The sequence below is a fragment of the Pseudomonas sp. 32A genome (assembly GCF_052682255.1).
On sequence record NZ_JBQYLY010000001.1, the window covers coordinates 1334653 to 1360554 of the forward strand.

General features: G+C 59.9%; 31 protein-coding genes, 1 tRNA gene and 1 pseudogene. 24 read left to right on the forward strand and 9 right to left on the reverse strand.

Features of this window, described 5'->3' with window-relative positions:
• Nucleotides 1-52 precede the first annotated feature (52 nt).
• Nucleotides 53-292 carry a sulfurtransferase TusA family protein gene (locus tag ACUN0G_RS06060; protein ID WP_445572902.1) on the forward strand — a complete coding sequence of 80 codons (240 nt, stop codon included), beginning with the start codon at nt 53-55 and terminating at the stop codon, nt 290-292.
• Nucleotides 293-332: 40 nt separating this feature from the next.
• Nucleotides 333-1403, forward strand: coding sequence for an AI-2E family transporter (locus ACUN0G_RS06065; protein ID WP_003211986.1), 1071 nt, complete (start codon nt 333-335; stop codon nt 1401-1403).
• A gap of 110 nt (nt 1404-1513) precedes the next feature.
• Here the strand turns inward: ACUN0G_RS06065 and ACUN0G_RS06070 are convergent, their stop codons facing one another.
• Together ACUN0G_RS06070 and ACUN0G_RS06075 are read right to left on the reverse strand one after the other, a co-directional pair.
• Nucleotides 1514-1987: a peroxiredoxin gene (locus tag ACUN0G_RS06070; protein WP_017479251.1), complete on the reverse strand. Its 474-nt coding sequence runs from the start codon at nt 1985-1987 to the stop codon at nt 1514-1516.
• Nucleotides 1988-1997: 10 nt separating this feature from the next.
• Complete coding sequence (locus ACUN0G_RS06075; RefSeq protein ID WP_003172487.1) at nt 1998-2558, reverse strand: glycine cleavage system protein R; 561 nt, start codon at nt 2556-2558, stop codon at nt 1998-2000.
• A gap of 261 nt (nt 2559-2819) precedes the next feature.
• Here ACUN0G_RS06075 and dapA point away from each other — a divergent pair, with 261 nt between their 5' ends.
• The 11 genes from dapA to ACUN0G_RS06130 all read left to right on the forward strand — a co-directional run bounded on the left by dapA (nt 2820) and on the right by ACUN0G_RS06130 (nt 9999).
• Nucleotides 2820-3698, forward strand: coding sequence for a 4-hydroxy-tetrahydrodipicolinate synthase (dapA, locus tag ACUN0G_RS06080; protein ID WP_445572903.1), 879 nt, complete (start codon nt 2820-2822; stop codon nt 3696-3698).
• A 17-nt stretch (nt 3699-3715) separates the two neighbouring features.
• Nucleotides 3716-4831 carry an outer membrane protein assembly factor BamC gene (bamC, locus tag ACUN0G_RS06085; RefSeq protein WP_258344153.1) on the forward strand — a complete coding sequence of 372 codons (1116 nt, stop codon included), beginning with the start codon at nt 3716-3718 and terminating at the stop codon, nt 4829-4831.
• Between the two features lie 4 nt (nt 4832-4835).
• On the forward strand, nt 4836-5594 hold the full coding sequence (locus tag ACUN0G_RS06090) for an MBL fold metallo-hydrolase (RefSeq protein ID WP_258344154.1): 759 nt from the start codon (nt 4836-4838) through the stop codon (nt 5592-5594).
• A 28-nt stretch (nt 5595-5622) separates the two neighbouring features.
• Nucleotides 5623-6336: a phosphoribosylaminoimidazolesuccinocarboxamide synthase gene (gene purC / locus ACUN0G_RS06095; protein WP_003211975.1), complete on the forward strand. Its 714-nt coding sequence runs from the start codon at nt 5623-5625 to the stop codon at nt 6334-6336.
• Nucleotides 6337-6419: 83 nt separating this feature from the next.
• Nucleotides 6420-6509 (forward strand) — tRNA-Ser (locus tag ACUN0G_RS06100).
• Nucleotides 6510-6630: 121 nt separating this feature from the next.
• A complete protein-coding gene (gene mntA, locus ACUN0G_RS06105) occupies nt 6631-7026 on the forward strand; it encodes a type VII toxin-antitoxin system MntA family adenylyltransferase antitoxin (protein WP_445572904.1) in 396 nt (131 codons plus the stop codon).
• Nucleotides 7016-7450, forward strand: a complete 435-nt coding sequence (gene hepT, locus ACUN0G_RS06110) for a type VII toxin-antitoxin system HepT family RNase toxin (RefSeq protein WP_445572905.1) — start codon at nt 7016-7018, stop codon at nt 7448-7450. The genes mntA and hepT overlap by 11 nt, the downstream gene beginning before the upstream one ends.
• A 76-nt stretch (nt 7451-7526) precedes the next feature.
• Nucleotides 7527-8084: a cytochrome b gene (locus ACUN0G_RS06115; protein WP_445572906.1), complete on the forward strand. Its 558-nt coding sequence runs from the start codon at nt 7527-7529 to the stop codon at nt 8082-8084.
• A 102-nt stretch (nt 8085-8186) separates the two neighbouring features.
• Nucleotides 8187-8678, forward strand: a complete 492-nt coding sequence (locus ACUN0G_RS06120; protein ID WP_375378952.1) for a tetratricopeptide repeat protein — start codon at nt 8187-8189, stop codon at nt 8676-8678.
• A gap of 59 nt (nt 8679-8737) precedes the next feature.
• On the forward strand, nt 8738-9235 hold the full coding sequence (locus ACUN0G_RS06125; RefSeq protein ID WP_421524699.1) for an RNA polymerase sigma factor: 498 nt from the start codon (nt 8738-8740) through the stop codon (nt 9233-9235).
• Nucleotides 9232-9999 carry an anti-sigma factor family protein gene (locus ACUN0G_RS06130; RefSeq protein ID WP_445572907.1) on the forward strand — a complete coding sequence of 256 codons (768 nt, stop codon included), beginning with the start codon at nt 9232-9234 and terminating at the stop codon, nt 9997-9999. The genes ACUN0G_RS06125 and ACUN0G_RS06130 overlap by 4 nt, the downstream gene beginning before the upstream one ends.
• A 43-nt stretch (nt 10000-10042) precedes the next feature.
• Here ACUN0G_RS06130 and ACUN0G_RS06135 read toward each other — a convergent pair whose 3' ends face one another.
• Nucleotides 10043-10984 carry a LysR family transcriptional regulator gene (locus ACUN0G_RS06135; protein WP_445572908.1) on the reverse strand — a complete coding sequence of 314 codons (942 nt, stop codon included), beginning with the start codon at nt 10982-10984 and terminating at the stop codon, nt 10043-10045.
• A gap of 159 nt (nt 10985-11143) precedes the next feature.
• On the opposite strand from ACUN0G_RS06135, the gene ACUN0G_RS06140 reads away from it, so the two are divergent.
• The 5 genes and pseudogenes from ACUN0G_RS06140 (at nt 11144) to ACUN0G_RS06160 (ending at nt 16548) form a co-directional block, all read left to right on the forward strand.
• Entirely contained in the window at nt 11144-12454 is a 1311-nt protein-coding gene (locus tag ACUN0G_RS06140; protein ID WP_445572909.1) for an MFS transporter, read from the forward strand.
• A gap of 22 nt (nt 12455-12476) precedes the next feature.
• Nucleotides 12477-13706 carry a Zn-dependent hydrolase gene (locus tag ACUN0G_RS06145; RefSeq protein WP_445572910.1) on the forward strand — a complete coding sequence of 410 codons (1230 nt, stop codon included), beginning with the start codon at nt 12477-12479 and terminating at the stop codon, nt 13704-13706.
• 11 nt (nt 13707-13717) lie between these two features.
• Entirely contained in the window at nt 13718-14743 is a 1026-nt protein-coding gene (locus ACUN0G_RS06150; protein ID WP_445572911.1) for a histone deacetylase family protein, read from the forward strand.
• Between the two features lie 179 nt (nt 14744-14922).
• A pseudogene (locus ACUN0G_RS06155) lies at nt 14923-15690 on the forward strand (MCP four helix bundle domain-containing protein); the annotation flags it as partial.
• A 48-nt stretch (nt 15691-15738) separates the two neighbouring features.
• On the forward strand, nt 15739-16548 hold the full coding sequence (locus tag ACUN0G_RS06160) for a methyl-accepting chemotaxis protein (protein WP_374106749.1): 810 nt from the start codon (nt 15739-15741) through the stop codon (nt 16546-16548).
• On the opposite strand, the gene ACUN0G_RS06165 is transcribed toward ACUN0G_RS06160, so the two are convergent.
• The 3 genes from ACUN0G_RS06165 to ACUN0G_RS06175 all read right to left on the reverse strand — a co-directional run bounded on the left by ACUN0G_RS06165 (nt 16517) and on the right by ACUN0G_RS06175 (nt 18094).
• On the reverse strand, nt 16517-17368 hold the full coding sequence (locus ACUN0G_RS06165) for a hypothetical protein (protein ID WP_445572912.1): 852 nt from the start codon (nt 17366-17368) through the stop codon (nt 16517-16519). The genes ACUN0G_RS06160 and ACUN0G_RS06165 overlap by 32 nt on opposite strands.
• A 127-nt stretch (nt 17369-17495) precedes the next feature.
• The gene (locus tag ACUN0G_RS06170; RefSeq protein WP_177027148.1) at nt 17496-17816 is read right to left on the reverse strand and encodes a type II toxin-antitoxin system RelE/ParE family toxin; all 321 of its coding nucleotides are present in this window, start codon (nt 17814-17816) and stop codon (nt 17496-17498) included.
• Nucleotides 17813-18094 (reverse strand): ribbon-helix-helix domain-containing protein, encoded by a 282-nt coding sequence (locus ACUN0G_RS06175; protein WP_063032594.1) that lies wholly within the window; start codon nt 18092-18094, stop codon nt 17813-17815. Before ACUN0G_RS06175 ends, ACUN0G_RS06170 begins: the two co-directional genes overlap by 4 nt.
• Nucleotides 18095-18476: 382 nt before the next feature.
• Between ACUN0G_RS06175 and ACUN0G_RS06180 the strand changes: the two genes are divergently transcribed.
• Nucleotides 18477-19379, forward strand: a complete 903-nt coding sequence (locus tag ACUN0G_RS06180; protein WP_445572913.1) for a LysR family transcriptional regulator — start codon at nt 18477-18479, stop codon at nt 19377-19379.
• On the opposite strand, the gene ACUN0G_RS06185 is transcribed toward ACUN0G_RS06180, so the two are convergent.
• On the reverse strand, nt 19371-20129 hold the full coding sequence (locus tag ACUN0G_RS06185) for a substrate-binding domain-containing protein (RefSeq protein WP_421524655.1): 759 nt from the start codon (nt 20127-20129) through the stop codon (nt 19371-19373). The two genes, ACUN0G_RS06180 and ACUN0G_RS06185, sit on opposite strands and share 9 nt — an antisense overlap.
• A gap of 12 nt (nt 20130-20141) precedes the next feature.
• Complete coding sequence (locus tag ACUN0G_RS06190; protein WP_258344171.1) at nt 20142-21434, reverse strand: MFS transporter; 1293 nt, start codon at nt 21432-21434, stop codon at nt 20142-20144.
• 198 nt (nt 21435-21632) lie between these two features.
• On the opposite strand from ACUN0G_RS06190, the gene ACUN0G_RS06195 reads away from it, so the two are divergent.
• Nucleotides 21633-21779 (forward strand): hypothetical protein, encoded by a 147-nt coding sequence (locus ACUN0G_RS06195; RefSeq protein WP_445572914.1) that lies wholly within the window; start codon nt 21633-21635, stop codon nt 21777-21779.
• A gap of 120 nt (nt 21780-21899) precedes the next feature.
• Here the strand turns inward: ACUN0G_RS06195 and ACUN0G_RS06200 are convergent, their stop codons facing one another.
• Nucleotides 21900-22292, reverse strand: coding sequence for a VOC family protein (locus ACUN0G_RS06200; RefSeq protein WP_445572915.1), 393 nt, complete (start codon nt 22290-22292; stop codon nt 21900-21902).
• 134 nt (nt 22293-22426) lie between these two features.
• Here ACUN0G_RS06200 and ACUN0G_RS06205 point away from each other — a divergent pair, with 134 nt between their 5' ends.
• From ACUN0G_RS06205 to ACUN0G_RS06220, 4 genes are all read left to right on the forward strand, one after another.
• Entirely contained in the window at nt 22427-23149 is a 723-nt protein-coding gene (locus ACUN0G_RS06205; protein ID WP_003211913.1) for a GntR family transcriptional regulator, read from the forward strand.
• On the forward strand, nt 23146-23934 hold the full coding sequence (locus ACUN0G_RS06210) for an SDR family oxidoreductase (protein ID WP_445572916.1): 789 nt from the start codon (nt 23146-23148) through the stop codon (nt 23932-23934). The genes ACUN0G_RS06205 and ACUN0G_RS06210 overlap by 4 nt, the downstream gene beginning before the upstream one ends.
• A gap of 83 nt (nt 23935-24017) precedes the next feature.
• Nucleotides 24018-24950 (forward strand): 3-keto-5-aminohexanoate cleavage protein, encoded by a 933-nt coding sequence (locus ACUN0G_RS06215; protein WP_445572917.1) that lies wholly within the window; start codon nt 24018-24020, stop codon nt 24948-24950.
• 69 nt (nt 24951-25019) lie between these two features.
• Nucleotides 25020-25898 (forward strand): SMP-30/gluconolactonase/LRE family protein, encoded by an 879-nt coding sequence (locus ACUN0G_RS06220; protein ID WP_445575524.1) that lies wholly within the window; start codon nt 25020-25022, stop codon nt 25896-25898.
• Nucleotides 25899-25902: the final 4 nt, after the last annotated feature.

Consider the following 25902-nt stretch of genomic DNA (forward strand, 5'->3'; position numbering starts at 1 on the left):
AGCTTCGGACCAGATATTCTAAGCGCCCTCGATGCCCACCCGGAGCAAAACCATGACCGACGCTGTAGCCTTCGATGCCGAACTGGATGCCAGTGGCCTTAACTGCCCGCTGCCATTGCTCAAGGCCAAGCTGGAACTCAATCGGCTGGCCAGCGGCGCGGTGCTCAAGGTGATTGCCACGGACGCGGGCTCCCAGCGGGATTTCCGTACGTTTTCCAAGCTGGCCGGCCACACCTTGCTGCATGAAGAAGACGAAGCAGGCGTCTATCGTTACTGGTTGCGCAAGGCCTGAATCGCTTGAATGTGCTGTCCTTATCGCCTGAGGTTTATTGATGTTCAAAGTGTTACGTGACTGGATTCAGCGCTACTTCTCCGACGAAGAAGCCGTGGTGCTGGCCGTTCTGCTGTTTCTCGCCTTTACGGCCGTGCTCACCTTGGGTGGCATGCTGGCGCCAGTATTGGCGGGGATGGTGCTGGCGTACCTGATGCAAGGCCTGGTCTCCATTCTGGAGCGTTTGCGCTTGCCGGGTGGGGCGGCGGTGGGCCTGGTGTTTGCCTTGTTCATGGGGCTGTTGCTGGTGTTTATCGTGATCGTGGTGCCTTTGCTGTGGCATCAGTTGATTACCTTGTTCAACGAACTGCCGGGCATGCTCGCCAAGTGGCAGTCATTGCTGCTGCTGTTGCCCGAGCGTTATCCGCATCTGGTATCGGACGAGCAGGTATTGCAGGCCATTGAAGTGGCCCGCGGTGAAATCGGAAAGTTCGGACAATGGGCGCTGACCTTTTCCCTTTCGAGCTTGCCGTTGCTGGTCAACATCATGATTTATCTGGTACTGGTGCCGATCCTGGTGTTCTTCTTCCTCAAGGACCGCGAGATGATCGGTCGTTGGGTGCGTGGCTACCTGCCCCGTGAGCGGGCGCTGATTACCCGGGTCGCCGAAGAAATGAACCGGCAGATTGCCAACTACATCCGTGGCAAGGTCATCGAGATCTTTATCTGCGGTGGCGTCACCTACATTGGCTTTGTCGCGCTGGGACTGAACTACGCAGCCCTGCTGGCGCTGTTGGTGGGGGTTTCAGTGGTGGTGCCATACGTCGGCGCGGTGGTGGTGACAGTGCCGGTGATGTTGATCGCGCTGTTCCAATGGGGCTGGAGCGATCAGTTCATCTACCTGATGGCGGTATACGGCATCATCCAGGTGCTGGACGGTAACGTGCTGGTGCCGCTGCTGTTCTCCGAGGCGGTGAACCTGCATCCGGTGGCGATCATCTGTGCGGTGTTGTTGTTTGGCGGGTTATGGGGCTTCTGGGGGGTGTTCTTTGCGATTCCCCTGGCGACGCTGTTCAAGGCGGTGCTGGATGCCTGGCCCCGGCAAGAGCCGGTGGTGGCACCATTGTTGTAACTGTAGCAGCGAGCTTGCTCGCGTAGCGTTCATAGGCAACGCGTCCATTCAGGTAGGGCGCGTTTTCGTTGACGACCTTCGCGAGCAAGCTCGCTCCTACAGGTTCGGTGTCAGGCTTTATTTAGCGCCTGCGCCGCTGCCAGCACGGCATCCACATGGCCTGGTACTTTCACACCACGCCATTCCTGACGCAGCACACCATCCTTGTCGATCAGGAAGGTGCTGCGATCAACGCCTAAATATTCCTTGCCATACAGCTTCTTCAGCTTGATTACATCGAACAGCTGGCAAACAGCCTCGTCCTTGTCGCTGATCAGCTCAAAGGGGAATTCCTGCTTGGCCTTGAAGTTCTCGTGGGACTTCACGCTGTCCCGGGACACGCCAAACACTTCGGTGTTGGCCGCCTTGAAGGCTGCGTGCTGGTCACGAAAGCCCTGGCCTTCGGTGGTGCAGCCCGGGGTGCTGTCTTTCGGGTAGAAGTAGATCACCACTTGTTTGCCCTTGAGCCCGGCAAGGCTGAAGGTCTGCCCGCTGGTGGCCTGGGCTTCGAAGTCGGCTACCGGTTTGTCGATGACTACAGCCATGAAAACTTCCTTACATTGGGTTCTGTGGGCGCCAAGGCTCGATCAGTGCGTCGAGGTTCAGGGCATCGGCGAAATCCAGGAACTGGTCGCGCAGCCAGCTGATCTGCACGCCGGCCGGCAAGGTCACGGTAAAGGTGGCGTTGAGCATGGTGCCGCCGGTCTGCGGGGCCTGATAGGTGTCGCAGGTCAGGTTTTCCAGCTCGACGTTATGGTCGATAAAGAACTGGCACAGCTCGTTGACGATGTCCGAGCGGTAGGCCGAGCTGACATAGGCGACATAAGGCAGAGCCTGGGGGCGGTTTTCCAGGGCTGCGCTGCGCACCACGTTGACGGTGAAGTCATGCTTCTTGGCCAGGCCCGGCAAGCCGGTTTCAAGGCGGGCCAGGGCATCCCAGGTCCCGGAAATCTGCAGGACCAGCGCGCTGCACTCGCCATGGCGGGTCAGGCGGGAGGTCACGACGGCGCAGCGGTTTTCATGGCTGGCGCGGCACAGGACGTTAGTCAGCTCCATGGGGTTGGCGCCGAGGGCACTGATGACAAGGAATTGTTCGCGGACTGTGGGGGTGGACATGCAGCCTTCCTAAAGCGATGAGCGGTCGATACGATGAAAGCGGTATCAATCAAAGGATGAAGGGTAGCGAAAACCATCGCCAAGGGCTAGGAGGTGGCGTTTTCATTACGTAATCAGCTTCATCAAACCCCGCTTTGGCCGAATGATGGCGTTGCTGCGAACTAAGTTGATCCAGAACGCATCCTCAGGCGGTACTTCGCTTGTACAAGCATCTTGGCGCCAGTACCATTACCGCTCTCTTTTTCCGGCAGGAGCGGTTGCATGATTGCGGGCAGTATGGTGGCACTGGTCACACCCATGGATGCACAAGGTAATCTCGACTGGGACAGCCTGGGCAAACTGGTGGACTTCCACCTGCAAGAGGGCACCAACGCCATCGTGGCGGTCGGCACCACGGGTGAATCGGCCACACTTGATGTGGAAGAACACATCGAAGTGATCGAGTTCGTGGTCAAGCGCGTTGCAGGGCGTATTGCTGTCATCGCCGGCACGGGCGCCAATTCGACCCGCGAAGCGATCGAATTGACCAGTAACGCCAAGAAAGCCGGCGCCGATGCCTGCCTGCTGGTGACTCCGTACTACAACAAGCCGACCCAGGAAGGCCTGTACCTGCACTTCCGCGCTATTGCCGAAGCGGTCGACATCCCGCAGATCCTCTACAACGTGCCTGGTCGCACCGCCTGCGACATGAAGGCCGAAACCGTAATCCGCCTGTCCACCGTACCGAACATCATTGGTATCAAGGAAGCCACCGGTGACCTGCAACGCGCCAAGGACATCCTGGCCGGCGTCAGCAGCGACTTCCTGGTGTATTCCGGTGACGACGCCACTGCCGTCGAACTGATCCTGCTGGGCGGCAAAGGCAACATCTCGGTGACTGCCAACGTCGCACCGCGCGCCATGAGCGAGCTGTGTGCCGCGGCCATTGCCGGTGATGCGGTCAAGGCCCGGGCGATCCACGAACAACTGGCACCGCTCAACAAAAACCTGTTTATCGAATCCAACCCTATCCCCGTGAAATGGGCGCTGCATGAGATGGGCTTGATGCCGGACGGTATCCGTCTGCCGCTCACCTGGCTCAGCGAAGCCTGTCACGAACCGCTGCGACAGGCCCTGCGCCAGTCCGGCGTCCTGGTTTAATTGAGGAAGCACTACGCATGAAGCGATTGGCCGGACTTTCCGCACTTGCCTTGATTATCTCCAGCACCAGTGGCTGCGGTTGGATCTGGGGCCCGGAAGGCTACTTCCGCGACCGCGGTAGCGATTACCTGGAAGCCCAACAAACCGCCCCGATGAAATTGCCGTCGGACGTCAACGTCGCCAAGCGCCTTGACCCGTTGCTGCCGATTCCGCGCAACGTGGCCGACGACACCTTCAAGGGTGAGTACGAAGTGCCGCGTCCACAGCCGTTGTCGGCCGTGGCCGATGCCAGCGACTACAGCCTGCAGAAGAGCGGCGACACCCGTTGGGTCATGGCCCAGCGCCCACCTGCCGAAGTCTGGCCGGTGGCCGTGCAGTTCTTCCAGGACAACGGTTTCCGTATCGATGAGCAACGCCCGCAGACCGGTGAATTCACTACCGCGTGGCAGCACACCAGCGAACTGTCGGCGTCCATGGCCAAGCGCCTGCAAGCCGGCGGCGTAGCCAATGACAGCGAAGCCCGCATCCGCGTGCGCATCGAGCCAGGCGTGCAGCGCAACACCAGTGAAGTCTATGTGGTAAGCGCCGAGCGTCCTGCCGGCAGCACTGCCAACGTCGACTTCACCCCACGTTCGGTCAACACCGGCGTGGACGCTGCCCTGGTCGACGAAATGCTCGCCAGCATGAGCCGAATCTCCGAGAAGGGCGGTTCCGTCTCCCTGCTCGCCGCCGGTAGCTTCGACACACCTAGCCGCGTCAGCCTCAGCGAAGACGGCAGCGGTAACGTTGTGCTCAACCTGGGTGAAGACCTGGATCGCGCCTGGTCGAGTGTCGGCCGCGCGCTGGAGCATGGCGAATGGCGCGTTGAAGACATCAACCGCAGCCTGGGCCTGTACTACATCAACTTGGCTGAAAAAGCCGAGAAGAAAGACGAAGAGCCAGGTTTCTTCAGCAAGCTGTTCGGCAGCAAGCCGACCAAGGAAGAAGTCGAGACCCGCGCCGAGCGTTACCAGGTTCGTTTGAGCAAGGTAGGCGAAACCGTGCAAGTCACCGTCGAGAAAAACATCAACACCGTGGCGCCGGCAGAAGTGGCGCGCAAAGTGTTGGGCGTGATTCAGGACAACCTGGGCTGATCCGATGCGTTTTGCCGTTCTCGGCAGCGGTAGCCAAGGGAACGGCACGCTTGTAGCCCACGACGACACGTACGTCCTGGTGGATTGTGGTTTCTCCCTGCGGGAAACCGAGCGGCGCCTGCTGCGCCTGGGGGTTCACCCCGCGCAGCTGAGCGCGATTCTGGTGACCCACGAACATGCCGACCACGTGCATGGCGTGGGTTTGCTGTCTCGGCGCTACAATCTTCCGGTGTACCTGAGTCGCGGTACCTTGCGCGGGATGCGCAAACCGATTGAACCCGCAGGTTTGCTGGCCGGTGGCGACCAATTGCAGATTGGTGCCTTGAGCATCGCTGTGATTGAAGTGGCCCACGATGCCCAGGAACCGACGCAATACGTATTCAGTGATGGTGAACGGCGCTTCGGCCTGCTCACCGACCTGGGTTCCTACTGCGCCAAGGTGCTGGACGGTTATCGCGACCTCGACGCATTGATGATCGAGTCGAACCACTGCCGTGACCTGCTTGCGCGGGGTCACTACCCGGCCTTTCTCAAGCGGCGGGTTGGCGGGCAGTTTGGACATTTGAACAACCACCAGGCGGCGTACCTGGTGTATGAGTTGGGCTGGCAAGACCTGCAACACCTGGTCCTGGCCCACCTGAGCAGCAAGAACAACCTGCCGCAGCTGGCCCGGCAATGTTTTGTCGACACCCTTGGGTGCGACCCGGACTGGCTGCAACTGGCCGATCAAGATTCAGGGCTCGACTGGCGGCACATCGCCTAGCCCACCTACTTAGCAAGCGGAGCCCATCATGGAAAAACGTGAAGAACTCTACCGCGGCAAAGCCAAATCGGTTTACAAGACCGACGACGCCAACCGCTTGATCCTGCTGTTTCGCAACGACACCTCGGCGTTCGACGGCAAGCGCATCGAACAGCTCGACCGCAAAGGCATGGTGAACAACAAGTTCAACGCCTTCATCATGCAGAAGCTCGAAGCGGCCGGCATTCCGACCCAATTCGACAAACTGCTGGGCGACAACGAATGCCTGGTAAAAAAACTCGACATGATCCCGGTCGAGTGCGTCGTGCGTAACTACGCGGCCGGTAGCCTGGTGAAGCGTTTGGGCGTGGAAGAGGGGCTCAAGCTCAACCCTTACACCTTCGAACTGTTCCTGAAAGACGACGCCAAGGGCGACCCGTTCATCAACGAATCCCACGTAGTGGCATTCGGTTGGGGCACCGCTGAACAACTGGCGCGCATGAAAGAACTGTCGCTGAAGGTTAACGACGTCCTGAGCAAACTGTTCGACGACGCCGGCCTGCTGCTGGTGGACTTCAAACTGGAATTCGGTGTGTTCCACGACGGCTCCATCGTCCTGGGCGACGAATTCAGCCCGGACGGCTGCCGCCTGTGGGACAAAGACACCCGCAAGAAGATGGACAAAGACCGCTTCCGCCAGGGCCTCGGTGATGTCATCGAAGCCTACGAAGAAGTCGCCAACCGTCTCGGCGTACCGCTGTAATCGACGCAAGCATCTGATAGCACGGAAAAAAATCGCTTTGGCGCTTTGCTTCCAGGAAACAGGCTGTTATGATGCGCGCCGTTGGAGAGATGCCAGAGTGGCCGAATGGGACGGATTCGAAATCCGTTGTACCTTCACCGGTACCTAGGGTTCGAATCCCTATCTCTCCGCCATTATTGAAAAATGAAAAACCCCCGATAACTTCAATGTTGTCGGGGGTTTTTTGCTTTCAGTCAGAAACTGCATAATGAATTCTGCTACGGTCTTCGTTAATTGGCGCTTCGGACATCAGTCATGAATTTTAAAAAAGTGCTGGCGCGTTTGCAGGCTGAAGTTCCCGAGCTATTGGCTGTGTATGTGTTCGGTAGCCAAGTGACGGGTGAGGCAGGTAGTGAGAGTGATCTGGATGTTGCGGTCCTTTCTGCGGGAGTGGTCGAGCCTTTATTGCTATGGCAGCTCTCCGGGGAGTTGGCCGATATCGTTGGAGTTCCCGTCGACTTGCTTGATTTGCGCGCAGCCTCAACGGTAATGCAATACCAAGTATTGACCACTGGGCGTCGGCTCTGGTCCGGGAACGTCCAGGCGGGTCTATTCGAGAGCTACGTCCTGAGCGAAAAAACCGCGCTGGACACGGCAAGGGCTGAGTTGTCGGCGGATATCCAGAAGGAAGGGAAAGTTTATGGTCGATGATGTTCTCATCAATAAAGCAGCCAGCATTGAGCGGTGCGTTGCTCGCGCCCGTCAGGAATACGATAAAGATCCCACCAGCTTCGCCACAGATTTCACGCGCCAGGATGCGGCGATTTTTAATATTCAGCGTGCCTGTGAGGCAGCGCTGGACATGGGCCAACACTTGATTCGTCGTGAGCGCCTGGGCGTTCCACAAGGAGCCCGTGACGTGTTTGAATTGTTATGTCAGGGCGGTTGGGTCAATCCTGCGTTGCTGACCAACCTGAAGAACATGGTCGGGTTTCGTAACATTGCTGTTCACGAGTACCAGACGCTTCAATTGCCGATTACCGTAGCGATCATCACAAAACATCTGGGGGAGTTTCTAGCATTTAGTTCGCATATTTTGACCAAGGATGCGGGGTTGGAAAATAAACAGGTCTAATCTGTGAATTTTACCCTCCCTCCGAATAAGTTTTCCTGCTGCGGTGTTCACCACACAGACCACCCAGGAAACGCCCATGAACAACCCCGCCGACCGCTACGACCGCCTGACCCGCACCTTCCACTGGCTGACCGCCGCGTTGGTGATCTTCATGTTCGCCAGCGCCCACATCTGGGAAAACCTGGAAAAAGCCACGCCGCTGCGCAAGGGCCTGCAATCCGTCCATATCTCCCTCGGCATCGCCATGGCAGTGCTGATCGCTGCACGTATCCTCTGGCGTCTGTTCGGCGGTAATCACCCAAAGGCCGACAATCATCCTGCGCTTAACCTGGCCGCCAAAATCGCCCACGGCTGTCTATACCTGTTACTACTGACGCAGGTGATCCTGGGCTTCCTGTTCCGCTGGGCCCAAGGCGAGCCTTTCAATTTTTTCGGCCTGTTCCCCGTCCCCGCGCCGTTTGTGATTGATCACGAGTTGCGTGGCACCCTCGGTGGCCTGCACAACAACGTCGCCTGGGCGATCATCGTGCTTGCGGGGCTGCATGCCTGCGCCGCGCTGTGGCATCACTACATCCAGCGCGACGGCACGCTGCGCCGCATGCTGCCTGGCCCTCGGGGTGATCTTCAACACTGAGTTTGCTGCTGTACTTTCCCTATCGTTACGGAGCTGAACGCCATGAAGAATCGTCCCGAACACGCCGTTGGTTACCGCACCGCTTTGTTCTTCGGTGCCTGTATGGCCGCCGCACTACTGGCCGGCCAGGCCCATGCTTCCGGTGACGAATCGGCGCCGCCCAAGCCCAACTGCCCGAAAGGCCAGGTCTGGGACACCAAGACCGGCAAGTGCGTGTTGCAAACCAGCAAAGCCACGTCGGACGCTGACCGCACTGACTACGCCTATCGCCTGGCCAAGGACGGGCGTTACGAAGAAGCCTTGTCACTGCTCGACACCCTGCAAAACCCGAACACCGCCAAGGCCCTGAACTACCGCGGCTACGCCACCCGCAAGCTGGGCCGCACCGACGAAGGCATCAGCTACTACCTGCAATCCGTGGCCCTGGACCCCAACTACGCACAAGTCCGTGAGTACTTGGGTGAAGCCTACGTCATCAAGGGCCGCGTGGACCTGGCCCAGGAGCAACTGGTGAAAATCAAAGCCTTGTGCAGCACCACCTGCGAAGAATACGAAGACCTGGCCGAAGCCATCGCCGCCGCGCCTCAGGCTTGAACCCGTGAGCGAACAGTCGGGAGATTGCCATAAGCAAAGACGCTGAGTTGCGTCGTGAGTTGAGCCAGTTGTTGCCACGTTTATGGCGATACGGGTTGGTGCTGTCGCGACAAAAGCATGTGGCGGATGACCTGGTGCAAGCCACTTGCGTGCGGGCATTGGAGCGTGCAGGACAGTTCATGGCCGGCACGCGACTGGACCGCTGGTTGCTGACGATCATGCATTCGATCTGGCTCAACGAATTGCGCTCGCAACGGGTGCGGCAAGGCCAGGGGTTCGTCGATGCTGAGCAGGAGTTGTCGTTCGACGGCGAAACCCTGGCTCAGGATCACGTGCTGGCTGCGCAGGTGATCAAGCGCGTCAATGCGTTGCCTGAAGCCCAGCGGGAGACGGTGTTTCTGGCCTACGTCGAAGGGCTTTCATACAAGGAAATTGCCGAAGTCCTGCATATCCCGGTGGGAACGGTGATGAGCCGGCTGGCCGCTGCGCGCTTGAAACTGGCTGAAACGGCGCACTCAAGTGGCCTGTTGGATAAATCGAGTGGAGAACGACGATGACTCAACATACACCACCGTCGGATGAACTGCTGGTGGCTTATCTGGACGGCGAGTTAGACCCTCAGCAGCGTCAGGTTATCGATAACCTGTTGGGGATTGATCCTACCGTGACTGCCCGTGTAGAGCAGCTCAAGCGCGGGCACCTGTCGTTCAAATCAGCTTTCGATTCGGTACTCGATCAAGCCCCCACCGAACGTTTGCAGGCGATGCTCGATGCCTTGCCGCCAGCACAAACACCCACCCTGAGTCGGCGCAGGTTTCTCGCGGTTGCGGTTAGCTTTGCGGTGGCCGGCGTGGTCGCTGATCGACTGTTCATGACCTGGCCCCGACCAGAGCCCGGTTCGGGCTGGCGTGCCTCGGTCGCCGAATACATGGCGCTGTATACGCCCCAGACCTTGGAAAACCTCAGCGCTGATCCCGACTCGCTTATTGCCCAACTGAGTTCGGTAGGGCGCCAGCTCGGTCTGCCGCTGAGCCCAGAGGCGATAAGCCTGCCGGGCGCCGAGTTCAGGCGCGCACAAATCCTCGATTACGATGGCGTATTAATCGGCCAATTAACGTACCTCGACCCACGTCACGGCCCGCTGGCGCTCTGTATTACGTCTGCGAAAAAAGGCCTGATGCCCATGGCCACCGAACAGCGTCGTGGAATGAACGTGGTGTTTTGGTCCAATCCAACCCATGCCTTCATGTTGATTGGCAGAAACCCGTTTGAAGATTTGCAGATCATGGCACGCAGTGCCGAGAAGGCTCTGGCCGTGTAGTCATTGGCATGGAATAAACCCTTCGACTGTTCACCAATGCCATTCATTCGGCAGCCAATCGCGCCAACAGACTCTCAATAAACACCGCCTCCGCCCGGCTCATCTTCTGCTCACGATTCCATAGCAGGTGGATATCCACGTCGGTAATCCCTTCGTCCGGCGGCAAACGCCAGAGCAATCCATGCTTCACATCTTCGGCCACCACATGAATCGGCAGGCAGCCCAGGCCAAACCCGGCAATCACCAACCGCCGCACTTCCTCCAGGCTGGAGGACGACGCCACGATGCGTCCGCTGAAGCCCTGCTGGTCACGAAAGATCGTCAACGGCGAGAGCATCCCGCCGATCTGGTCGCTGGTAAAACTCACGAAGTTCTCCGACTGCAAATCGCCTTCCGCCAGACCGGTACGCCCGAACAGCGGATGATGTCGGCCGCAAAAAAATGCATAACGCTGACGCAGAAACAGATGCTGCTCCAACCGTGGCTGCGGCCGTCGATTAAGGCTTAGGCCCAACGTCGCGGTTTTCTCCAGCAGGGCAGCAACGATGTCAGAGCTACGCATCACCTCAACGTCCAGGTCGACCCTGGGATGCTGGCGATGGAAGTCCGCCAGGAACTCATCAAAAGTGTCCGAGTTGATCCGGCTGATCATCAGCAACCGCACCTTGCCGATCACCTCGTCACCGGGCTTTTGCAGGGCGTTGCTCATCTGCGAGACCTGGCCATACATCTCGCCGGCGATCGCGAAGATTTGCTCGCCAGCTTCGGTCAGCACGAAACGTGGCCCGCGACGAGCGATCAGTTGGCAGTCGAGTTGCTCTTCCAGACGCTTGAGCGCCTGGCTGATGGCCGGCTGGGTCAGGTGCAAGCGCGCGGCGGCGCGGCTGATGCTCAGTTCCTGGCCGATCACCCGGAAGGTACGCAGCAGGTTCCAGTCCAGACGGTCGTTGAGCAGCGGGTGAACATCGCGGCGGTTTTCAGACATGGCGACAGCTCGATAATAAGCAGGATTTATAATCGGAATAATAAATAGAAAATTGACTAATCATAGCGTCGAGACGAAAAATCACCCTCAACCAGCGCCATCAGAGCGCGAGCGCCAGACCTTTCTCCTGCCAAAAAAATAACCAAAGGAGCCAGCCCCATGAAGCCTTCCGCTTCGCCGCAGCCTCGCCGTGCCGCGGCCGCCGCTTTCATCGGCACCATGATCGAGTGGTACGACTTTTACATTTACGCCACCGCCGCGGCGCTGGTGTTCGGTCAGCTGTTTTTCCCTTCCGACGACAAACTGTTCAGCACCATGGCCGCGTTCGGCACCTTTGCCGTGGGCTTCTTTGCCCGGCCGTTGGGCGGCATCGTGTTTGGGCATATTGGTGACCGTATCGGTCGCAAGAAATCCCTGGTGATCACGCTGGTGATGATGGGCGTGGTGACGGTGTGCATCGGGCTGCTGCCGACCTACGCGCAGATCGGCGTCGCGGCGCCGATATTGCTGGTGCTGCTGCGCATCGTGCAGGGCATTGCCGTTGGCGGCGAGTGGGGCGGGGCGGTGCTGATGGCCGGCGAACATGCACCCAAAGGCCGTCGCAACTTTTTTGCTTCCTTTGCGCAGTTGGGCAGCCCGGCGGGTTTGATCCTGTCGTTGCTGGCCTTCAGCGCGGTAACCCGTTTGCCGGAAGCCGATCTGCTCAGTTGGGGCTGGCGCGTGCCGTTCCTGGCCAGTGCCTTGTTGTTGATCGTCGGCCTGGCGATCCGCCTGGGTGTCAATGAATCCCCCGAGTTCCTGGAAGACAAAGCCAAGGCGGAAAAGGCCCGGGCCATCACCCAGGATCAGGCGCCGGTGATCGAAGTGCTGAAGACGGCCTGGCGCCCACTGCTGCTGTGCATCGGCGCCAACACCTTGGGGATTGCCGGGGTGTATTTCACCAACACCTTCATGATTGCCTACACCACCCAGCAACTTAACCTGCCGCGCTCGTTGATTCTGGAATGCCTGTTTGTCGTGGCTATCATCCAGTTCTGCGTCCAGCCGCTGGCGGCCTGGGTGGCGGAGAAGGTCGGTGCCACACGTTTTTTGTGTGCGATGACCGTGCTCGCGATGGCCTCGCCCTATCCGATGTTCGTGCTCGTCAGCAGCGGCCAGGCGCCGTTGATCATCCTCGGCATTGCGCTGGCCGTGGTGTGCATGGCTTCGTTTTATGCGGTGATCGCCGGCTTCGTCAGCGGCCTGTTCGAAACCCGTGTGCGCTACACCGCCATCTCCCTGGCCTATCAAGTGTGCGGAGCGCTGGCCGGTGGCCTCACGCCGTTGATCGGCACCTGGCTGGCCCATGAATACCAGGGCCAATGGTGGCCGATGGCGGTGTTCTACAGCGCGATCGCGGCGGTTTCGCTGCTGTGCGTACTGGCGTTGTCCCGTCGTCACGCCACCGCCCACCGCCTTGAAATGGCTTGAAGCGTTTGATTGGAGAATGTGTATGTTGAAGATTAATGGCGAGCGCCTGTGGGCCAGCCTGATGGCCATGGCCGAGATCGGCGCTACGGCTCGCGGTGGCAGTTGCCGCCTGGCGTTGAGCGCCGAAGACCAGGCTGGCCGCGCGCTGTTCAGCCGCTGGTGTGAAGACGCCGGGCTGACCTTGAGCGTCGACGCCATCGGCAACCTGTTCGCCCGCCGCGCCGGCACGGACAATGAAGCGGCCCCGGTAATGATGGGCAGCCACCTCGACACTCAGCCGGAAGGCGGGCGGTTTGATGGCGTCTATGGTGTGCTGGCCGGACTGGAAGTGATCCGCAGCCTCGACGACCACGGCATCAAGACCCGTAAACCGCTGGAAATCGCGGTGTGGACCAACGAGGAGGGCGCCCGTTTTACCCCGGCCATGCTTGGCTCGGCGGTGTTCACCGGCACCCTGGCGTTGGATAAGGCGCTGGCCACCCGGGATGTCGACGGTGTCAGCGTTGCAGATGCGTTACGCAGCACCGGCTACAACGGCCAACGCCCATTGGGTAGCGCGGTGGATGCGTATTTTGAAGCGCACATCGAGCAAGGTCCTATCCTGGAAGACAACGCCAAGAGCATCGGTGTGGTCACCGGTGGCCAGGCGATTCGCTGGCTCGACGTGCGTGTAGAAGGCATGGCCGCCCATGCCGGCACCACGCCGATGCCGCTGCGCAAGGACGCCTTGTATGGCGCCGCGCAGATGATTCAATCGCTGGAAAACCTGGCGGCTGATTTTGCGCCTGAAGGCCTGACGACGGTGGGCGAATTGAACATCGCCAAGTCGTCGCGCAATACCATCCCCGGCCTGCTGAATTTCACCGTCGACCTGCGCCATCACCGCGACGCCGACATCGAAGCCATGGAGCAACAGGTGCGCGCCCGTTTGCAGGATATCGCCGCCCAGCGTGGCCTGAGCGTCACCGTCAGCCCGCACTGGATCAGTCCCTCCACGCCGTTTGATGCCGAGTGTGTGGCGTGTGTGCAGTCGGCAGTGGATGCGTTGGGTTATGCACAGCAATCCATCGTCAGCGGTGCCGGTCACGACGCTATTCACCTGGCGCGGTACTGCCCGACGGCGATGGTCTTCATCCCGTGCGTCGGCGGCTTGAGTCATAACGAAGCGGAAGACGTGCTGCCCGAGGACGTTCGCCAGGGCACCGATGTATTGCTCAATGCCGTGTTGAAACGTGCCGGCCAGGTTCAGTAAGGAGAAATCCCATGCGTACTTTTTTCCACCCCGAACAACTCCTGCACCATCCTCGCAGCTACTACTCCCGTGGCCAGATGCGCACGCCGCAGGAGGTCCCGGAACGCGCCCGCAACCTGCTGCTGGCCGCCCAGACCCTGAGCTTCGAAATCCAGCAACCGCACGACCATGGCCTCGATCCACTGTTGGCTGTACACGGCGCTGCCTACTTGACCTTCCTCCAGGAAGCCCACCAGCGCTGGAAAGAAATCCCCGAAGACTGGGGCGACGAAGTCATGTCCAACATCTTCGTGCGCGAGCCCAACGCCCTGCGCGGCATCCTGGCCCAGGCGGCGCGCTACCTCGCCGACGGCAGTTGCCCGGTTGGCGAACTCACTTGGCGCTCGGCGTATTGGTCCGCCCAAAGCGCCGTCGCTGCCGCTAAAGACATCCTCGACGGTGCGCCGGCAGCCTATGCACTGTGCCGCCCGCCAGGCCACCACGCCCGTTTCGATGCTGCCGGTGGGTTTTGCTACATCAACAATGCGGCGGTGGCGGCGCAGGCGTTGCGCGATGGCTTCGAGCGCGTCGCCGTACTCGACACCGACATGCACCACGGGCAAGGCATCCAGGAGATTTTCTACGACCGTGATGATGTGCTGTACGTGTCGATTCATGGCGACCCGACCAACTTCTATCCGGGGGTTGCAGGCTTTGCGGAGGAGCGCGGCGCTGCCAAGGGGGAAGGCTTCAACCTCAACCTGCCGATGGCGCATGGTGCCAGTGAAGCGGTGTTCTTTGAAAAGCTGGAGCTGGCCTTAAAGGCGGTGAAGGACTTCTCGGCGGACGTGCTGGTGTTGTCGCTGGGGTTCGATATTTACGAGCTGGACCCACAGAGCAAAGTGGCAGTGACGCGGGAAGGGTTTGCGCGGTTGGGTGAGCGTATTCGTGGGTTGGGGCTGCCGTGCGTAATCGTGCAAGAAGGCGGCTATCACCTGGAAACGCTGGACAGTAATGCGCAGGCGTTTTTTGAAAGTGCGCAGGCGTGGTCTATCTGACCTGCTGAATAAAGAGTCTCGGGCTGCCTTGGAAATACCTCCAAGGCGTGTCTGTTTCGTAGGGCTTTCAGGTAGGTAATTTATATCCGCTAACTTCTGGTCAATACCCCTCAAGTCCTATCCTGGCTGGCCGAAACTCTGTCATACGATGTCGTATGCCAATAATGAGAACAATCGCCATGTCGCTTCGCAGCCTGTCCATTGCCCGCCGCGCGGGTCTCGGTTTTGCCTTGATTGCCTTGCTCGTGGCGCTGCTCGGGTTCTTTGCGCTCTCGAATATGGCGAACATCCGCGAAAGTGCCGTGCAGGTTGAAAGTGGCCTGGTGCCGAAGATGCGCCTGGTCTCGGACATTCGCGAAATCATGCTGCGCATCCGCACCATTTCCCTGCGCATGGCCCTTGATCCCAACCCGGCGAGCCTCTCGCAATACCGTAGCCAGATGGACACCCGCAGCCAGGATCTGACGAAGAAACTGGCCGACCTGAATGCGGTGATTGATACCCCCGAGGTACGCAATCTTTATGATCAGTTCCAGGTCTCCCTGCGTCAGTATCAGCAAGGTCTCACTCAGTCATTCATCCTCGCCGACAAGCAGCAGACCACCGAGCTGAACAAGTTGCTGCTGGTGGACATGAAAACCGTGGTCGACGGTTCCGGCAATCAGCTCAATGCCCTGGCCGACTACTACAACGCCCAGATAAACCTGCAGGGCCAGACGGCGCAGGCGCAGTACAGCCGCTCACGCACGATGGTCTTCGGCTTCGTGCTGCTGGCGGCGTTGAGCACGGTGGCCTTGGCGTGGTTGCTGACGCGTAGCATCGTTGGCCCGCTGAGCCACGCCGTGCGTGCCGCGGAAAACGTCGCTCGGGGCGACCTGACCCAGACCGTTGAAGTCACCGGCGACGACGAAGTGACGCGCCTGCTCGTGGCACTGCAGAGTATGCAAGGCAACCTGCGCGGTACCTTGCAGTTGATTCGCCAGTCGGCCGGGCAGATGGCGGCCTCGGCCACCGACCTCAACGGTATCACCGACCAGAGCAGCCGCAGCCTGCAAAAGCAGACCGCTGAAATCGAGCAAGCCGCCACCGCCGTCAATGAGATGACTTCGGCCGCCGATGAGGTGGCGCGTAATGCCGTTTCCACCTCCGAATCCACCCGGCTCTCCAATGAAACGGCCCGCGACGGCCAGCAGCGCGTCGGTGAAACGGTCAGCGCGATTCAGGCGCTGAGCACCAACATCGGCGAAACCTCGAGCCTGGTGCAAAACCTCGCCGATCAATCGCGGGACATCGGCAAGGTGCTGGACGTGATTCGCTCTATTGCCGAGCAGACCAATTTGCTGGCGCTGAACGCGGCCATCGAGGCGGCGCGTGCCGGTGAGTCCGGGCGTGGTTTTGCCGTGGTGGCGGATGAAGTGCGTGCACTGGCCCATCGCACTCAACAATCGACCCTGGAGATCGACCAGATGGTGACCGCGATGCGCAGTGGCTCCAGCGAGGCACTGACCTCTATGCAATCGAGCACCCAGCGGGCCAGTGAAACCTTGATCCTGGCCGAAGGCGCCGGTGGCGCATTGAGCCAGATCACCGACTCCATCGACCAGATTCACCAGCGCAACCTGGTCATCGCCAGCGCCGCCGAGGAGCAGGCGCAAGTGGCCAAGGAAGTGGACCGCAACATCGTCAATATTCGTGACCTGTCTGCGCAGTCGTCCTCGGGGGCAGGGCAGATCAACGGGTCGAGCCATGAGCTGGCGCGGTTGGCGGTGTCGCTTAATGAGGCGGTGGCGCGGTTTCAGCTGTAACGGGGTCTGCTCGTGCCACGGATGGCACCAGTTCCAGGATACGGTCACGACCACCTTCGGCCACCAGGTACGTTCCCTTCGTCGTACGCACAATCGACTGTGGCGCCTTCAGGAAAGACAGGATCGTCTGCTGGTGCCCGTGCTTGTCGATCAGCAACAAACGCGCACGGTGGGTTGAGTCCTCGTTGATCCATAACCCGCGTTCATCGCACATCAGGAAGGTGGGTTTGTTCAAATGGCTCAGTACCACCGGGTCGCTACCGTCGATGGTCAGCTCTCGCACCACGCCCTTCTTTTTTTCTGTGTAGAGCATGCGCCCATCCGTGCAGCGAACAATCGACTCGCCTTCGCTGAGTTGGTCACGCACGACGCTCAAGGTCCTGTCGCTCCAGTGATAGCGCAGAATCCGCGCCCCGACCTTGCGGTCTTCGATGGCATACAGGTACTCGCCGTCGTCCCATAGCCCTTGCACGCTTTCTCCCCTGAACAGCTCGGTGACGACGCCGTCCTTGAGGAGGCTGACCGGCGCGCCGTCCACTTCCTGGCTGAACACCCAACCGCCCTGAGTGGCCACCATGCCATCGGGCTTGGATAGTTTTCCTACAACCAGCTCGCGTTTTCCGTCGGGCAAGATGCGCACGATACTGCCAAGCCCATCGCTCAATTCCTGGCTCACCATCAGCGAACCGTCGGGCATCGGCATCAGTGATGCGGCCTTTGCTACGTCTCGGTGGACGACATGAACACTCCAGTCTTCGGCTGCGCTGACCGGGTAGAAGCTTTGCCAGGCGAAGAAGCCCAAAGCTGCAAGGCAGAGCAAACCCAGGAGCCACAACCCCGCTCGAAGCGCTCGATAGAGAGGCGCAGGGCTGGAAGTCCTTTTTATTGTTTCATCCATTGATTGCGTTACCGGTAGCTATTCGTGAATAGAACGATTGGAGCCGAAGTTAACCGTTGTCCTCGTCCTGCAAGAGGGCTGCGTAATCTTGCCCTCCGTAGAACACCCCTAGAATCGATACCGTTTCAGTGTCGGCATCTACTGTAAAAGCGATGATGGTGGTGTGCCGATAGTGAGTGGTACGTAGAGTGGGTAACACGTCTTCACGGCTGATGCCGCGCAGAGGAAATAGAGACAGGTTTTCGCAGTAAGTGATGATGGCATCTACATAGCGCGCAGCGATGACGGGTGAGCCGGCCTGGGTTATGTAGTCTTCAAGTTCTTCGAGTTGCGTTACTGCCTTGGGTGAAAAAGCTACCGTGTAGGTCACGACTTACGGTTGCCTTTCTGTTGGCGTTTGGCTGCCATGTGTTCGCGGACCTGGGCGGCAGACAGCGCGCTGTCTGGATCGGCCTTGAGGGCGACGGCTGCTGGAATCACTTGATCCTGAAGCCAGTTTTCCATTGCTCGGTCACGTGCCAGCAAGATTCGCAGCCCGTCGCGTATGACTTCACTTTCACTGGCATACTCGCCAGTGCTCACTTTGGCTTTGACGAGTGCGGCCATCTCAATCGGCAAGGTGATGCTCATTTGCTGGGTTGAGCGCATGGTAGCGTCCGCTTTTGCTGGGTAGGATTTAATCCTACTCAACGCTGGGCGTGTTGCAAGCGGTAACTGACCAGTGTGAGTCGCTGGAGTCTCCTGAACTGACCAGCGTGCTGTCTGTTTCGTGCAGATACTGATGGGGTAATCCATCGTCAAAGACTTTTCCATAGTGGGCCTGAAAGTGAGAGCTGGATTTGAGGCTGTCAGTATTGACGCTTTTCAGAAGTCTCGTTTCCAACCCACGCAAATTCCCTGCTGATATGTATGACCGCATATTTTCCGTAGGGTTATTGGCTGATCCCGAGTCTGTGGCCCGCGCCAATAGCATCCCGCCAGCCCCCATACGATAATGCCCGCCACATCTGTTCAACCAATGGCTGCCCCCGTGATCATCAACTTCGACCTGAACGACCTCCAAGCCTTCCGTGCCGTCGTAGACAAGGGCAGTTTCCGTGCGGCGGCCGAAGCCATCCGTATCTCCCAGCCAGCCCTCAGCCGGCGCATCGAAAAGCTCGAGTCTGCCCTCGACGTCAAACTCTTCGAACGCACCACGCGTCGGGTCAGCCTGACCATGGTGGGTCGCGCGTTCCTGCCGCAAGTCGAGCGCATGCTCGATGACCTGGACATCGCCCTGATGGGCATCAGTAACGTGGCTTCAACCCGTATGGGCAATGTCACCATCGCCTGTGTGCCGTCTACGGCGTACTACTTCATGCCCCACGTGATCTCCGAATTCCACAAGCTCTATCCGAAGATTCGTCTGCGGGTATTGGACGCGAGTGCGGGCGAGGTGTGTGCGGCGGTGGAAAGTGGCGAGGCGGATTTCGGCGTGAGTTTCAGCGGCAGCCTGGCGGATGGGGTGGAGTTCGAGCTGTTGTTGCAGGAGCGTTATGTGCTGGCCTGTCGCCGGGATCATCCACTGGCGGACCGTGCCAGTGTGACGTGGGTCGAGGCGTACGAGCATGACTACATCACCGTGGACAAGACCTCAGGCAATCGCTTTTTGCTGGACCAGGCCCTGCGCGGGGTGCGGGTGAAGAAGCCAAGCATCTGCGAAACCCATCACGTCACTACGATGATCGGGTTGGTGGAGGCGGGGTTGGGGGTGGCGATGGTGCCGTCGATTGCGATGCCGGGCGGCGAACATCCGATTCTGACAAGCGTGCCGCTGGTGGAGCCGGAGGTGGTGCGCAACGTGGGGTTGATCAAGCGCCGCGGGCGTACGTTGACGCCGGCGGCACTGGAACTGGAGCGGTTGACCCGGCAGATGCCGTTCCGGTCAGTGTGATACCGAATCCAGTCCGGTGGATTGCACCACCGGTTGCGCCTCGGGCGAGGCGAGGAATTGCAGGAGTTTTTTCGCCTGCTCGGGGTGTTCGGCATTCACTGGAATGCCTGCAGCAAAACGGGTGACGGACTGCACGTCTTCCGGGATTTTTCCGACGTAGGTCACACCTGGAATCGGCAGCAGTTCGGACACCTGTTGCAAGCCCACTTCGTAATCACCCTTGGCCACTTGGGAGGCCACCGGGATACGTTCGATCATGGTGCCCTTGGACGGCATACCGAGTTTCTTGAACAGTTCCTTTTCGACGTAGACGCCGCTGGCGCTGTCCGAGTACGCGACGGATTTGGCGTTGGTCAGTACCGTCTTCAGTTCGGCATCGGTGGCAATCGAAGGCTTGGTTGCGCCTTCCTTGACCACCAGGCCGATGCGCGAGTCCGCCAGTTCAACGCGGGACGCTTTGTCGACCTTGCCTTGCTTGATCAGCTCGTCCAGGGCGTAGCCGACCATGATCACCACGTCGGCGTGTTCGCCACGGGCCAGGCGGTTGGGAATTGCTTCCGGCGCCTTGCCCATCGACGGGCCGAGGATGGTGTCGAGGGTGTCGCCGCTCTGGGTGGCGTATTGCGCACCCAGCAACTTGTAGGCGGCGGTGAAGCCGCCGGAGGTCATGACTTTCAGCTCTTCTGCATGGGCGACCATCGCCAGGGAACCGATCGCCAGTGCCGCCAGTGTTTTGAATAGGGTTTTCATCAGCGTGATTCCTCAGGCAACTTGCAGACGGGCACTGGCGCGGCGATACAGCGCAAACGTCGCGCACAGGGCGCACAGTGCGGCGAACATCAGCCAGTAGGCCGGCGATGCCTTGTCGCCCGTCTCGTGGATAAACCAGGTTGAGATCGCTGGGGTAAAACCACCGAAGATCGCGGTCGCCAGGCTGTAGGCCAGGGAGAAGCCCGCCACGCGCACTTCCACCGGCATGATTTCGGTCAGGGCCGGGATCATCGCGCCGTTGTACATGCCGTACAGGAAGGAGAACCACAGCAGGGTTTCCAGCATGTGCGCGAAGCTTGGCGCATTGACCACGTAGGAAAGTGCCGGGTAGGCGGTCAGCACAGTCAGGGCGGTCATGGCGATCAGCACCGGCTTGCGGCCAAAACGGTCACTCAGGGTGCCGCCGATGGGCAGCCAGATGAAGTTCGACACGGCTACCAGCAAGGTCACCAGCAGGGCGTCGGAGGTAGTCAGGTTGAGCACGGTTTTGCCGAAGGTCGGCGCGTACACGGTGATCAGGTAGAACGCGGTGGTGGTCATTGCCACCATCATCATGCCGCCGATGACGATGGTCCAGTTCTTCACCAGGGTGGCCAGCACTTCGCGCATGGTAGGGCGGTGCTTGCGGTTGGCAAACTCTTCGGTTTCCTGCAGGTTGCGGCGCAGGAAGAAGATGAACGGGATGATCACGCAACCGATGGCGAACGGAATGCGCCAGCCCCAATCGGCAACCACCGCCGGTTCCATCCATTGGTTCAGGCCATAACCCAGGGCGGCCGCGACCACGATGGAGATCTGCTGGCTCCCCGATTGCCAGCTGGTGTAGAAGCCCTTGCGGCCCGGTGTGGCCATTTCGGCCAGGTACACCGACACACCGCCCAGTTCTGCGCCGGCCGAGAAGCCTTGCAACAGGCGGCCCACCAGCACCAGCAGCGGTGCCCACAAACCAATGGTGTGATAGCCCGGTACCAGCACGATCAGCAGGGTACCGCTGGCCATGATCGCCAGGGTCACGATCAAGCCTTTACGGCGACCCACATCATCGATGTAAGCGCCGAGGATGATTGCGCCCAGCGGACGCATCAAAAAGCCTGCGCCGAACACGGCGAAGGTCATCATTAATGACGCAAATTCATTGGCGGCAGGGAAGAAGGCAGCGGCGATATAGGTGGCATAGAAACCGAACAGAAAAAAATCGAACTGTTCGAGAAAGTTGCCGGAGGTGACGCGAAAGACCGCGCCGACTTTGGAGCGGGCAGAGTCAGGCCGTGAAGGATTTTGCATTTTTTTGTGTCTCCAGCGTTCTTTTTAAAGTGCTTGTTTCGCTTAAGACCGCGGATAGTGGCTGACACATTTAGAAATGATAAGTGAGTTATTTACATGTATTGATGCGCCTTGGTTATCAATGGCTGGGATCACACAAAACCGCTCCCTCATCTATGCTTCTCCATTGTGTCCAATTCTTACGGACGGGAGGTGGGTATGAGCAACGAACACAAGCAACGTGATGAGTTGGAACAGGAGCGCGCCAGGCAGCGCCGCGAGGAAGAAAAACCGCAGACCTGGAAGCATCCGGACGATGGCACGGAGCTGTCCGAGCGTGACCAGGAGCTCCCGCTCAAGCCTTGAGTCCTTGTTTTCTGTAGGAGCGAGCTTGCTCGCGAAAAACCTGAGGGCGACGCGGGGCACCTGGTTTCCCGCGTTATCGTTCACGACCTTCGCGAGCAAGCTCGCTCCTACAGTGTTTCTTCAGTTCTGAATCGGCGTACACAACTCCACCAGCGTCCCATCCGGGCAACGCACATACGACACCACCTGCCCCCAAGGCTTGGTGCTCGGCGCAGCAAGCTCTTTCGCACCCGCCGCCAGCGCTCTGGCATGGGCCTTTGACACATCCTCGGTAACAAACCCCAACTCCATCCCCAGCGGCTGCTGCGAGGCATGCGCCTCCACATGCCCGCCCTTGAAATTCATCTCGCCCAACTCATGGGCCGCGAAGGAAAGGGTGGTGCCACCCGTCTCCAACTCGCCATACGTCCCCGATTCATGCAGGAAACGACGACTCAAACCGAAGGCTTTTTCGAAGAACTGCAGGGAGGCAGCGACGTCCGGCACGTAGACGATGGTGTAGGCGAATTTCATGGTTCAGCGGTCCTTGCTTGAGAGAGAGGCCATTTAAGTCAGCGTCACACTCATGGTCAACGGGAAACTATTTGACATATTTGATTTGTGATCACATATTGGAGCCATAAGAACGACAACACAGGTTTTGACTCATGACAGATGGCCCGCTTCTCCTTCCGACCTTGCGCCAGGTGTCCCGCGATACCTTGCAAGACCAGGTCTATCGCCAGATCCGTGAAGCCTTGATGAGTGGTCGTTTCCAGCCCGGCCAGAAACTCACCATCCGCGGCCTCGCCGAAGCCCTCGGCTCCAGCCCCATGCCGGTACGCGAAGCCCTCCAGCGTCTCAGCGCCGAAAACGCCTTTGAAGTCACCGAAACTTCTCGTCTGCGGGTCCGCATGATGACGGTCGAACGCCTGCGGGAAATTCGCGATGCGCGGGTCGCCCTGGAAGGTTTGCTGGCAGAAAAAGCCGTGCTGCTCCTGGAAAAAGCCGACCTCGACGAAATTTCCGACCTCTGCCAGCAGATGCAACAAGCCGCCGACGAAGTCGACGTTTCCCGCTACCTGTGGACCAACTTCGCCTTTCACCGTCGGATCTATGCCGTCGCCCAGGCCGAATTGACCATGGCCGCCGTGGAAAACTTCTGGCTGCACATGGGCCCGTGTTTTGCCCTGGTCGCTCCCGACAAAGCTCACTTGCAGCGCTCGATGGAGGCGCATACGCGCATCGTCGAAGCCCTGGCCGCCCGCGATGGTGCCGGTGCCCGCGCTGCCGTGACCGATGACATCATGCAGGCCGCCGATTCCCTGGCGCGCCTGCTCGTCAAGAACGACCGTTCGCGGTCGTCTGTTTCAGGAGGTAAACGTGCATGAGTGTCCTACAGCGGCTGCAGCCCTATCCTGGGTTACGTGTGTTGATTTCCGGCGGGGCTGCCGGCATCGGTGAAGTGTTGGCGGCGGCCTATCTGGAGGCGGGTGCCAAGGTGCATGTGTGTGATGTCAGCGAACCGGCCCTGGCGGCGTTTCGCGACAAGTACCCAGGCACTGTTGCCACCCGTGCCGACGTGAGCGACGCCGCGCAGATCGAGGCGGTGTTCCAGGTGCAGCGCGAGCAATTCGGCGGGCTGGATGTGTTGGTCAATAACGCCGGGATTGCCGGTCCCACCGGCGGCATCGACGCCATCAGCGATGCCGAGTGGCAAGCCACGATCAACATCAACCTGACGGCGCAATACCGTTTTGCCCACCACGCGGTGCCGATGCTCAAGGAATCGTCCCACGGCCATCTGCTGCATATCGCCTCGGTTGCGGGCCGTCTTGGCTACGCCTGGCGCACGCCGTATGCCGCGACCAAATGGGCCATCGTCGGCCTGATGAAATCCCTGGCCTCGGAGCTGGGCGAAAGCGACATCCGCGTCAACGCCTTGCTGCCCGGCATCGTCGAAGGCCCGCGCATGGATGGCGTGCTCCGTGCCCGTGCCGAGCAGGTCGGCGTACCGGAAGCCGAGATGCGCCAGGAATACCTCAACAAGATCTCCCTCAAGCGCATGGTCACCGCCGAAGACGTCGCGGCCATGGCCTTGTTTCTCTGCTCGCCCGCCGCCCGCAATGTCACCGGCCAAGCGATCAGTGTCGACGGTAACGTCGAGTACTTGTAGGCCGCATCAGCGTTTAGCCAAGGAAGAACACACAAGCCACACCCGGGATTTTTTTTCATAAGAATAAAAGTCGGAGAATCGTCATGTCCAAAAATCGTCCTGTGATCATCACCTGCGCCGTCACCGGTGCCATCCATACGCCGTCGATGTCGCCGCATTTGCCGATCACCGCGCAGGAAATTGCCGATGCCGCCATCGGTGCCGCCGAAGCCGGCGCCGCCATTGTTCACCTGCATGCCCGTGATCCCATCGATGGCCGTCCCAGCCAGGACCCTGCGCTGTTCGCCGAATTCCTGCCCCAGATCAAAGCCGCCAGCGACGTGGTGATCAACATCACCACCGGCGGCGCACCGACCATGGGCGTCGAAGAACGCCTGCAACCGGTGATGCAGTTCAAGCCGGAACTGGCCTCGCTGAACATGGGCTCGATGAACTTCGGCCTGTACGAAATGCTCAACCGCTTCACCGAGTTCAAGCACGACTGGGAGCGTCCTTACCTGGAAGAAAGCGACGACCGGATCTTTCGCAACACCTTCCGCGACATTACCCACATCCTCAATTCCTGCGCCGAAAACCGCACACGTTTTGAAATCGAGTGCTACGACATCGGCCACCTGTACACCGCCGCCCACTTCCTGGAACGCGGCCTGCTCAAGCCGCCGCTGTTTATCCAGTCGGTATTCGGTTTGCGCGGCGGTATCGGCGGCCACCCGGAAGACCTGGCCCACATGCGCCGCACTGCTGACCGGCTGTTTGGCGACGACTACGTGTGGTCGATCCTCGGCGCCGGCCGTGGGCAAATTCCGTTGGCCACCATGGGCCTGTCCATGGGCAGCAACGCCCGAGTCGGCCTGGAAGATTCGCTGTGGGATGGCCCAGGCAAACTGGCCGCGTCCAACGCCGAGCAGGTACGGCGCATTCGCACAGTGATTGAAGCCCTCGGCCACCGGGTCGCCACGCCGGATGAAGCGCGAGAAATCCTCGGGCTGAAAGGGCGCGACCAGGTCAACTTCTAAGCGATAAACCGGCCGCGTCACGGCGCGGCCATGTCCATCCCGCACAACAACAAAAAAGGGGATAACACCATGCGTATCGAAGTGCTTGTGGACGTGAAGACCACCCTGGGCGAAGGCCCGGTGTGGGACGTCGAGCAACAACGGTTGTACTGGATCGACAGCGCCGACGGCCGGATCCTGCGCTGCACCGAGGATGGCCGCGAACTGCGCGCCTGGGACGTGGGCCAGAAAATCGGCTCCATGGCCCTGCGGCATAGCGGCGAGCAAGCCATCGTAGCCCTGCAAAACGGCGTGCATCTGCTCGACCTCAACGGCGGCGAACAGACGCTGGTCATCGACCCGGAACCCGCACTGCCCAACAACCGCCTCAACGACGGCAAGGTCGACCGCCAGGGCCGCTTTGTCTTCGGCTCCATGGACACCCTCGAAGACAGCGCCAGCGCCAAGCTCTACCGCCTCGACGCGGACCTGAGCCTGCACACCCTGGACGAAGGCATCATCGTGTCCAACGGCCCGTGCTGGAGCCCGTCGGGTGACACGTTCTACTTTTGCGACACCTGGTCCGGCGAGATCTGGGCGTACGACTACGACCAGGCCAGCGGCGCGGTGAGCAATCGACGCACCTTCGCCAAGGTCGATACCAGCAGCGGTGGCGCCGCCGACGGCTGCACCGTGGATGCCGAAGGCTGCCTGTGGCAGGCGCTGGTCTACGCCGGGAAACTGGTGCGCTACACACCCGACGGCCAGGTCGACCGGATCATCCAGATGCCGGTGAAAAAGGTCACCAGCCTGACCTTCGGCGGGCCGAACCTGGACACCCTGTTTGTCACCTCCATGGCCAAGCCACCGTTGCCGCGTTTCCCGGCCGACGGTCAGCAGCGCGGGGCGCTTTTTGCGATCACCGGGCTGGGCGTGCAAGGAATAGCCGAGCGACGGTTCGCCAGCTAGCGCG